Origin of the sequence: Lacimicrobium alkaliphilum, from assembly GCF_001466725.1 — a bacterium.
GTDB lineage: Bacteria > Pseudomonadota > Gammaproteobacteria > Enterobacterales > Alteromonadaceae > Lacimicrobium > Lacimicrobium alkaliphilum_B.
Genome location: NZ_CP013650.1, coordinates 1,745,854 through 1,756,273, shown reverse-complemented (window position 1 = coordinate 1,756,273; position 10,420 = coordinate 1,745,854). Strand labels below are relative to the sequence as shown.

Here is a 10,420-nt window from a genome sequence, read left to right as displayed (position 1 = left end):
CTACTCTCCGTCACTTGCGTTTTGTCTGCGTTCGGTTAACCCTCTGGCAAGCCCCTGCAAAGCTTCGCTGGAAAAAACAGACTCCAGCGGCTTACTCAGCTTTCGTTGCCAGTTAGGATATTCAGAGCTGGTTCCCGGTACATTAACCGGCTTATCCATTTCCAGCCAGTCTTCCAGTTGCAGGCTCAGCAAAGCACTGCTGCCGGTTGCCATATGCAGCTGTAAGCCATGATTCAGCTCTTTACTCATTCCCACCTGCTCAACATAGCGACCCATCCACTCAGGCACTGAACCATGACCATGCAGGGTGTCCAGGATCCGCTGTTTGTTGTCATGGCGGGAATCGTAAAGTTCCTTCAATATCTCCTCAGAGGGATAAAGATCAAGACTCTTGCCCAATTCCAGATCCAGACAATGCCAGTAACCTGTGAGGGTGGGCATATCATGAGTCGTCAGCGTCGCCATGGACTGCTCAGGGTAATGGCCAGGCGAGAAGAATCCGCCGTCTTCTGCCTGTTCAAAAAAGAATACCCGGTAAGAATACACACCGTTACTGGCAAGGGTCTGTCGTATCTCTTCCGGTACCGTGCCCAGATCTTCTCCTATCACTAATACCTGATTACGCTGACTTTCCAGCGCCAGGATCCCCAGCAAATCATCAACCGGATAATAGACATAACTGCCTTTTTTGGCACTGTTGCCTTTAGGCACCCACCACAAACGTAGCAGCGCCATCACATGATCAATACGTAAGGCACCGCAGGACTGCATATTGGAACGGAACAGATCGATAACAGGCTGATACTGCTGACGGTAAAGCTGCTGGGGATCCATAGGTGGCAAGCCCCAGTCCTGGCCCAGAGGACCGAGAATATCAGGCGGCGCACCGACACTGGCGTCGGTGGCATATAAGGCTTTGTTACCCCATATCTCAGCGCTACCTTCACTCACACCTACGGCCAAATCACGATAAATGCCGATACACATCTGTTTTTGCTCTGCCAGCTTGTGGGCTTTTTCCAGTTGCAATGCGGCCTGCCACTGCAAAAACAGATAGAACTTAATTCGCTGGCCATGGGCTTTTCTGAATTTGGCGACTTCAGGTAAATGATATTCCTGCAGACCCTTGGGAAATACCGGCCAGCCCCAGTAATCCTTACCCTGCTTTTTCAGGTGTTCCTGCAAGGCGTCATAACAGGCCAATATTTGCAGGCTTTCGCCGCCTGCTTCTGTAAAGGCCTTAAACGACCGGTTCTGTCTGGTATTGCCTTTAAGGTATTGCTGATTGTAATGCTCAAACAACAGATCCAGTGCCTGCAGTTTAAGTTCAGTTACGCCCTGATAATCGACGTAATCGACATTGCGCAGATGACCAAGCCGTGCCTGGAATTCACTGCTGTTCACCAGCTTCTGCACTTCTGGCTGTTCAAATCCGTCAATAGCTGTCACATCCAGGTAGATAAAGTTCAGCCAGCGACGGGAAGACGGAGCATAGGGACTGCAGGCATCAGGGTTGGCCGGATACAGCGCATGAATAGGGTTAAGCCCCACAAAGTGGGCCCCCTGCTCTGCTGCCTGTTCAAGCAGATAACAGAGATCTGAAAAATCACCGATGCCCCAGTTATGTTCGCTGCGCAGACAATATAGCTGCACACTTAAGCCCCAGACTTTCTGCCCCCTGTCGATGGCTTCAGGTTTATAACAGGCCTGCGGGGCGATAATCAGGCGCATGGATGCGATTTCGTCTTCATCCTCCGCCAGCAGACTGAGCTGATGATATCCAAGCTCCAGTGACTGATTGACATCGATCAGGTATTCCTGAAATTCGCCGTCCTGGATATGCGCCGCATCGATCAGTTCTCCCTCAGCCGCCACTACCCGCTGTTCAACCTCTGCACCCTGCTCCGTGTGAATGCGCAGGATCATCTCATCATTGACCAGTTCTATGGGTAAGCGCAGGGCAATCACCAGCTGTTCGTTCTGGCGTTTTACCATGACCGGATCAAGAGGTTCCAGCCAGGCCTGCTCTGACTCCTGCTGAATTTGATGCTGTAATTGCTGCTCGTCTTTGAGATCGTACCCCATAGCTTCGAGAATGCGATGTTTGCTTTGGGGCTCAACCTCCATGGGCTTGCCCCAGGCATCAATGTAATTAGATTCGATTCCGCGCAGTTCGGCGAGTTGATCGGTCAGTGATACTTTCATCAATTATTAACACCTCAAAGGGGTTGGTGTGCAGGCTGAATAGTTGTAAGAAATCTAACATAGCTCATGCCGTTGTCCTTTGCACACAACCATCATTGTAATTTAACAACATTATTCTGACATATTTTTGCCTTATCCGGCAGTTTGATCCATAATTTCTGTAATTAATTTTCACATAAACAGCGAATAAGGAGTCCAAATGACAATTAAAGTCGCGATTAACGGTTTTGGACGTATAGGCCGTAACGTTTTACGTGCCCTCTACGAAGCAGAAAAAAACTACGATCTGCAAATTGTTGCCATCAATGATTTAGGCGACGCCGCCATTAACGCCCATCTGGTTAAGTATGATACCGCTCATGGGCGCTTTGGGGCTAAGGTTAATCATGATGATCAGGCAATTTATATCAATGATGACAAGATCCTCACCTTCAGCGAGCGCAACCCTGCTGATTTACCCTGGAAAGAGCTGGGTATTGATGTTGTCTTCGAATGTACCGGCCTGTTTACCAAAAAATCTGATGCCGAAATGCACATTCAGGCTGGCGCCAGAAAAGTCATTATTTCTGCTCCGGGTAAAGAAGTGGATGCCACTGTAGTATATGGTGTTAACCATGATGTGCTGACCTCCGATATGACGGTTATTTCCAACGCATCCTGTACCACCAACTGCCTGGCCCCTATCGCCAAGCCCCTGAATGACGCTCTGGGCATCGAAAATGGCCTGATGACCACTATCCATGCCTACACCAATGATCAGCGCTTAAGCGACGTCTATCACACCGATGTACGCCGTGCCCGCGCTGCTGCTATGTCTATGATCCCCGCCAAAACAGGCGCCGCTGCCGCAGTAGGCCTGGTTGTGCCGGAACTGAACGGCAAAGTGGACGGTATGGCTGTAAGGGTACCGGTAATCAATGTCTCTGTGGTCGATCTGAACTTCGTTGCCAGCCGCGAAACCAGCGTTGAAGAGGTGAATAAAATCATCGCCGATGCCGCAGCGAAATCTCCCATGAATGAAGTGCTGTCGATAAACGAGCTGCCTCTGGTGTCCGTTGACTTTAATCATATTCCTTACTCGTCTATCTTTGATGCCACCCAGACCAAGGTGCAGGGTAACCTGGTCAAAGTGATGTCATGGTATGATAACGAATGGGGCTTTAGTAATCGTATGCTGGATAATGCACAATACTGGCTAAGCCTTTGATTGTTAAATTAAATCTTAACTAATATTATATAAAGCGGCCTCAGGCCGCTTTTTTATTGCGAAGGAGAATCCGGTGAAACTGTCCGCTCATGTGTCTCAACGTACTTCAGATAAGGGCCTGGAGTTAGTCAATGTGGATAATCAGTCCGCCACTGCGGTATTGTCGCTTTACGGTGGCCATATGCTCAGTTTTATACCAAAGAAGGATAACCTCGAACGTTTGTGGCTGAGTCCTGAGGCAATCATGGACGGCACCAAAGCCATTCGCGGCGGTATCCCGGTTTGCTGGCCCTGGTTTGCTGCCCATCAGCAGCCTGGCCTGCCTGCCCATGGCTATTTGCGCACTCAGCCCTGGAATATCGTGCATATCAATGATGCCTCTGATTGTACTGAACTGGTGCTTCAGCCAGTGCAAAGCACAGGCAAAGGATTTGAAGGCGATGCTGAGGTCTCACTGGTTATCCACGTCGGCGAACAGTTAAGCATTAGCCTGGTCACCAGAAACACCGGCCACAGCGCTTTTGAATTCCGCGCTGCACTACACAGCTACTTTAAGGTCAGTGATATCAGCCAGGTTCAGATACAGGGGTTAAGCGGCCAGTATATCGACAAGGTGCAACAGAACAGCCTGCTACCTACCCCATCTCCCTACAACATCCTTGCCGAAACAGATCGTATTCACCTGTGTACTGCCGACAAGGTTGTGTTAGAGGATAACGTGCAGCAAATGGCTATTGGCTCTTCGGGTCACGACAGCATTGTAGTCTGGAATCCCGGCCTGCAAAAAGCCGCCGAAATGGCCGATATGCCGGAGCAGGAATATCAGCATATGCTGTGTATCGAAACGGCAGTAACTCGGGGTAAGACCTTACAAGCCGGCGAGACCCATACCCTGACGCAGAGAATTGGGTAATAGCCCAAGAACAAACGACAGGGCCTCCGTACCCCTGACAATAATGTTTCCGCTGGTTTTAATAGCTGTTTGTCCGGAAACGCAGGGGAGAGTGATGGAATTATGAATATCAAGTTATTCACCACCGAGACACAAAGAGCACAGAAGTTTATAGGCTCTTTACATCTCAGCTCTTAGCACCAATTCTGTATTTCTCCGCGCCTTTGCGCCTCTGCGAGATCCAATATAGCCCCATAGTCACGAAGAACAGCAGGCCTTTTGCCTTAAAACCTCTGTGACCTCCGCGTCTCTGTGATTAAATTTCCTTTTCGTGCCTTTCGTGTGGTAATGGTTGAAAATAATGCCGCAGAGGCAACTGGAGGTAATCAGGTTGGTGAAAGCCAGCCTACTCGGCCAGCTTTTCTGCACCCTTAACCGCCTGGCTGGCCAGTTCGGTGATTTTGCTCCAGTCTCCGGCTTCCACGACATCATCCGGTGCCAGCCAGGAGCCGCCTACGCAGCGCACATTGGGCAGGGCCAGATAATCCAGATAGTTATTGGCAGAGATGCCGCCTGTGGGGCAAAACACCACATCAGGAAAAGGTCCTCCGATGGATTTAAGCGCCTTAATGCCGCCAGAGGCTTCGGCAGGGAAGAATTTAAAATGGGTGTAACCCAGATCCCGCCCCTTCATCAGCTCAGAGATAGAAGATACACCAGGGATCAGGGCAATATTAGCCTGATTGCCCGCTTCCAGCAACTCGGTAGTTAACCCCGGGCTGATAGCAAACTTGGCACCCGCTTCGGCCACTTCTTTTAATTGAGCGGCGTTAGTGACAGTACCGGCGCCTATCATGGCTTCCGGCACTTTGCTGGCTATCTCACGTATTACATCCAGTGCCGCAGGCGTACGTAAGGTCACTTCCAGTACGCGAATCCCCCCCTCGATCAGGGCCTTCGCCAGTGGTACGGCATGAGCAACGTCTTTAATTACCAGAACAGGTACTACAGGTCCCTGATTGAAAAGTTGCTCAGAAGAAATCATCCAGTCTTTAGTCATGAAATTAACCTTTATAATGCTGCGTCAGATAGGCGGCTGTGCCAATCAAGCCATGTTCAGGCTCAGTAATCAGATAGGTGGGTATCGCCGCCACATAAGGCGCAAAACGCCCCTTGGCTTCGAAGCGGGAGCGGAAATCGCTCTGCATCAGAAAATCAATAAATCGTGAGGCGATCCCACCGGCAATATAAACACCACCGAACGTACCGAGATTAAGAGCCAGGTTACCGGCGAAACTGCCCATCACCCGGCAAAACTGCTGCAATGTTAATACACACAGATCACAACGATTACTCAATGCCCGCTCGGTAATATCCGCCGGCTCGGTAAGGTCAGCAAAACGCCCCTGGTGCTCGGCAATAGCCTGATAGATCTGCACCAGCCCACGACCAGAGAGCACTTCCTCTGCCGAGGCGTGGCCATATTTATTACGCAGGAATTGCCACACCACCAGATCCATGTCATCCACCGGAGCGAAATCCACATGGCCACCTTCACCATCCAGGCTCATCCAGCCTTCGGAGGTCATCACCAGATGGCCAACACCCAGGCCGGTACCCGGCCCGAAAACAGCGATAGGCTGGTTGTCAACCGCAGTACCACCACCAATCTGCAACTTCTGATCGGCGCTGAGCTGAGGCAGAGACATAGAAATAGCCATATAGTCATTAATGACATCCAGCCAGCTCAGACCTAAATCCTGTTGCAACTGGCTTTTGGAAAACTGCCAGTGATGGTTGGTCATCTTGATCACATCTTTGTCTACCGGGCAGGCAATCGCGATACAACCGGCAACAAATTCGGCTTCAGGATGACGGGCGCAATAATGCTCAATGGCATCGCTGATAGTGTCAAAGTCATTACAAAGATACTTTTCAATATCACTTAGCTGACCTTCAATGACCTTAGCCAGGCGGATATTGGTTCCGCCGACATCGGCTACAAAACTTGCCTTCACAGCGCCTGCTCCTGTTTTACAAACAAGGAACATGCACCCTCTTCTGCACCGGTGAGGTTGGAGCGCATACCGGCAAACAGCTCACGCCCCATACCCTGAAGGTGGTGTTCGATGCCCGCTGGCTGGTTCTCTCTTTGTGCCAGCTCTTTGTCATCAACCAGCAGATTGATCTCACCGGTATCGGCGTTCAGTTCAATCATGTCACCATTGTGTACTTTGGCCAGTAATCCGCCATCGTAGGCCTCAGGCGTCACATGAATTGCCGCAGGGACTTTACCTGAGGCACCGGACATACGCCCGTCAGTGACCAGCGCCACTTTATAGCCTCTGTCCTGCAATACGCCCAGAGGCGGTGTCAGACTGTGCAATTCGGGCATACCGATGGCTTTAGGCCCCTGGAATCGCACCACAACGATACAATCCTTATCCAGTTCACCGGCCTTAAAAGCGCGATTGAGGTCAAACTGATCCTCAAAAACCACTGCCGGCGCCTTGATATGGGTCTTTTTCTCTCGCAAGGCAGAGGTCTTAATCACCCCACGCCCCAGATTACCATTGAGTACACTCAAACCACCGTTAGGTTTGAAGGGCGCATCAACACTGGCCAGCACTTCCGGATCCAGAGATTTTTCAGGGCCATCACGCCATACCAGCTTGCCGTCTTCGAGAATCGGCTCCTGAGTGTAGCGTCGCAGGCCTTTGCCACAGATGGTGTTCACATCTTCATGCAAAAGACCGGCATCCAGCAATTCGCGAATCAATAACGCTGTGCCGCCGGCAGCAGTAAAGTGGTTAATATCTGCCGAGCCGTTGGGGTAAATCTTTGTCATCAGCGGAACGGCATTGGAAATATCAGAAAAATCATCCCAGTTAATCAGGAAGCCTGCCGCGCGCGCCACGGCCACCAGATGCATGGTGTGGTTAGTCGAACCACCCGTGGCAAGCAGACCCACCAGACCATTGACGATGGCTTTGGCATCCACAATATGACCAATCGGCATATAGTTATCGCCAAGATCCGTCAGGCGGGTTGCCTGTACCGCAGCCGCTTTAGTCAGTGCATCCCGCAGCGGTGTACCTGGATTGACAAAAGAAGATCCGGGTAAATGCAGGCCCATGATCTCCACCACCATCTGATTACTGTTGGCGGTGCCGTAAAAAGTACAGGTACCGGCAGAGTGATAAGAATTGGACTCGGCTTCGAGCAAATCTTCGCGGCTGGCCTTACCTTCGGCATAAGCCTGGCGTACACGAGCCTTTTCCTTATTGGGAATACCCGATGGCATGGGGCCGGCTGGCACAAATACCGTAGGCAGATGGCCAAAGCTCAGAGAACCAATCAACAGTCCGGGAACAATCTTGTCACAGATCCCCATCATCAGTGCACCGTCAAACATATTGTGCGACAGACCAACGGCGGTAGCCTGGGCTATAACATCGCGGCTCATCAGGCTCAGATCCATGCCCGGATTACCCTGAGTGACACCGTCACACATGGCCGGCACACCGCCGGCAAACTGCGCCACACTGCCAACTTCATGCACCGCCTGTTTGATCAGTTGCGGGTAGGTTTCATAGGGCTGATGGGCAGAAAGCATGTCATTGTAGGCAGAGACAATGGCGATATTGGCTTTGGTCATGCTGCGCAATGAGGACTTGTCATCCGGGTTGCAGGCTGCAAAGCCATGAGCCAGGTTTCCGCAAGACAGTACGCCTCTGTGCGGCCCGTCCCGACGCGCCTTGTCAATTTTCTGAAGATATTCGTCGCGGGTTTTCTGACTGCGCTTAATAATCCTGTCGGTAACTCGCTGGATAATTGGATTCATGGATTTCTCCTGTTTTAGGGTGCCCACATCAACTCCACATCCGTATTGTTCAATACGGCCCGGATAGGCATCTCGAATTCGTCAGTTCCGGCCAGTGCCTGATCCAACACGGCTTTTTTCTTATCACCCTGTAAATGCAAAAATACCTGCCTGCTGTTAAGCAGCGCTGACAGTGACAGAGACATACGCCAGTTTGGCGCTGTGGTTGGCTGCACAGCCAGATACGCATTCTGGTTGTTGCGATCCAGGCCTTCGCCGATCTGAGCAGAACAAGGGAATAAGGATGCGGTATGCCCATCCTCACCCATGCCCAGAATCACCACATCAAAAGGCCTTGGGATCTGAGTGAGGTGATTAATACAACTATCAACGCCATCCTTTGCTTCTTCTGCGTCTGTTTTAAGGCCGATAAAGGTAGCTTCAGCAGCATTATTTTTAAGCAGGTGTGTGCGCACCATTTTTTCGTTACTGGCATCATCATTGGTATCCACCCAGCGTTCGTCAGCCAGGCTCACTACTACTTTCGACCAGTCCAGATCGGTCTGACTCAGTTCAGCAAACAATGCCTGAGGCGTTCTGCCACCTGAAACAATCAGACTGGCCCGGCCATTCTCGGCGATGCTCTGCTCTAGTATTTTAACGATGCGTTCAGCAAAGCTTTTATTCAGCGCTTCGGTACTGCTGAAAAGATTCTGTTTCATTGTTTTCCCTTCTTGCCGACTTTGCTCTCATACCAGGCGCGATCATCCCGGGCCAGCAATGCGATTGAGGCCACCGGCCCCCAGGTTCCTGCCTGATAGGCTTCAGGTGGTTCATTGCTGTTGTTCCAGGCATCAATAATGCCATCTACCCAGGTCCAGGCCTGTTCAATCTCATCCCGGCGAACAAACAATGCCTGATTACCCAGCATCACTTCCAGCAACAACTTTTCGTAGGCATCGGCAATACGCTCGTCACTGAAGGTTTCTGAGAAGCTCAAATCCAGCTTGGTTTTCTGTAGGTTCATAGAACTGGAGCCTGTCAGCCCCGGCACTTTATTCATCACCGTCACTTCAACGGCTTCATCCGGCTGCAGACGAATGGTCAGCTTATTTGGTGGCAATTTGGAAAAACTGTCTTTAAACAGGTTATGAGGCTGCGACTTGAAGTAAATCACAATCTCACTGACCTTAGTGGGCATGCGTTTACCTGTACGCAAATAGAAAGGCACGCCGGCCCAGCGCCAGTTATCCAGTTCGACTTTAAGTGCCACAAAGCTTTCCGTCTCGCTCTTCTGGTTGGCATCAGGCTCTTCCAGATAACCCGGTACTTCCTGCCCTCTGACAAAACCCGAACTATACTGTCCACGCACCGTTTTCTCTGACACATTGGAGCTATTAATGGGACGTAGCGCCTTAAGTACCTTTAGCTTTTCATCACGTATCGCATCAGCATCCAGTGTCGTGGGCGGCTCCATAGCGATGAGGCTTAAAATCTGCAACAAATGGTTTTGCACCATATCCCGCATCTGACCGGCTTCATCGAAATAACCCCAGCGCCCTTCAATGCCGACAGACTCGGCCACACTGATCTGCACATGGTCGATACAGTTGTGATCCCAGTTAGTCGCAAAAATAGAATTGGCAAACCGCAGTGCTATAAGGTTAAGCACCGTTTCTTTGCCCAGATAGTGATCAATACGGTAGATCTGGTTTTCTTTAAAGTAAGTCGCAACCTGTTCGTTTATCACCTTAGAAGAAGCCAAATCGTGACCGATAGGTTTTTCCAGCACCACACGCATAGAAGGATCGATCACCCCTGCCTGATGCAGCCCCTTACAGATATCACCATAAATCGAAGGTGGCGTAGCCAGATAGCACACCATAGTCCGGTCAGCATCCACATGCTCTTTGAACACAGCGTATCCGGCATGATCTTTCATATCCACACACAGATAGTCCAGCTTGGCAGAGAAGGTCTTCCAGACCGCCGCATCCAGCTTTTCGGACATAAATTCCTGCAGGTTTTCTTTTACCAGCTGGACATACTCTTTAAGTTCCATCTGGTTGCGGGCGACACCGACAATGCGCGTATCCGCGTGTATCAGACCGGCTCTTTCCAATTGATATAATGATGGAAGCAATTTGCGACGGGCGAGATCACCTTTGGTGCCAAAGATAACAAAGTCACATGCTTCAACGGTATTTTCCAACGCCATAAGTTTCAACCTGAATAAAAATAATTCGAAAAAAATTACCAAAACGCGGTAAATTTACTAAATAACGCTCGGCTG

At 50.5% G+C, this 10,420-nt stretch carries 8 protein-coding genes; 2 read left to right on the top strand and 6 right to left on the bottom strand.

Features of this window, described 5'->3' with window-relative positions:
- The gene (gene malQ / locus AT746_RS08020) at nucleotides 1-2,205 is read right to left on the bottom strand and encodes a 4-alpha-glucanotransferase (protein ID WP_062478825.1); all 2,205 of its coding nucleotides are present in this window, start codon (nucleotides 2,203-2,205) and stop codon (nucleotides 1-3) included.
- Between the two features lie 199 nt (nucleotides 2,206-2,404).
- Here malQ and gap point away from each other — a divergent pair, with 199 nt between their 5' ends.
- On the top strand, nucleotides 2,405-3,412 hold the full coding sequence (gene gap / locus AT746_RS08015; RefSeq protein WP_062478820.1) for a type I glyceraldehyde-3-phosphate dehydrogenase: 1,008 nt from the start codon (nucleotides 2,405-2,407) through the stop codon (nucleotides 3,410-3,412).
- A gap of 73 nt (nucleotides 3,413-3,485) precedes the next feature.
- Nucleotides 3,486-4,325, top strand: a complete 840-nt coding sequence (locus AT746_RS08010; RefSeq protein WP_062478817.1) for a D-hexose-6-phosphate mutarotase — start codon at nucleotides 3,486-3,488, stop codon at nucleotides 4,323-4,325.
- A gap of 385 nt (nucleotides 4,326-4,710) precedes the next feature.
- On the opposite strand, the gene AT746_RS08005 is transcribed toward AT746_RS08010, so the two are convergent.
- From AT746_RS08005 to zwf, 5 genes are read right to left on the bottom strand one after another with little or no spacing between them, the layout of a single operon-like run.
- A complete protein-coding gene (locus tag AT746_RS08005) occupies nucleotides 4,711-5,364 on the bottom strand; it encodes a bifunctional 4-hydroxy-2-oxoglutarate aldolase/2-dehydro-3-deoxy-phosphogluconate aldolase (RefSeq protein WP_062478814.1) in 654 nt (217 codons plus the stop codon).
- Between the two features lie 4 nt (nucleotides 5,365-5,368).
- Nucleotides 5,369-6,322, bottom strand: coding sequence for a glucokinase (locus AT746_RS08000; RefSeq protein ID WP_156413650.1), 954 nt, complete (start codon nucleotides 6,320-6,322; stop codon nucleotides 5,369-5,371).
- Entirely contained in the window at nucleotides 6,319-8,148 is a 1,830-nt protein-coding gene (gene edd / locus AT746_RS07995) for a phosphogluconate dehydratase (RefSeq protein WP_062478811.1), read from the bottom strand. The genes AT746_RS08000 and edd overlap by 4 nt, the downstream gene beginning before the upstream one ends.
- A gap of 14 nt (nucleotides 8,149-8,162) precedes the next feature.
- The gene (gene pgl / locus AT746_RS07990; protein WP_062478808.1) at nucleotides 8,163-8,849 is read right to left on the bottom strand and encodes a 6-phosphogluconolactonase; all 687 of its coding nucleotides are present in this window, start codon (nucleotides 8,847-8,849) and stop codon (nucleotides 8,163-8,165) included.
- Complete coding sequence (zwf, locus tag AT746_RS07985) at nucleotides 8,846-10,345, bottom strand: glucose-6-phosphate dehydrogenase (protein ID WP_062478805.1); 1,500 nt, start codon at nucleotides 10,343-10,345, stop codon at nucleotides 8,846-8,848. The genes pgl and zwf overlap by 4 nt, the downstream gene beginning before the upstream one ends.
- Between the last annotated feature and the right edge of the window lie 75 nt (nucleotides 10,346-10,420).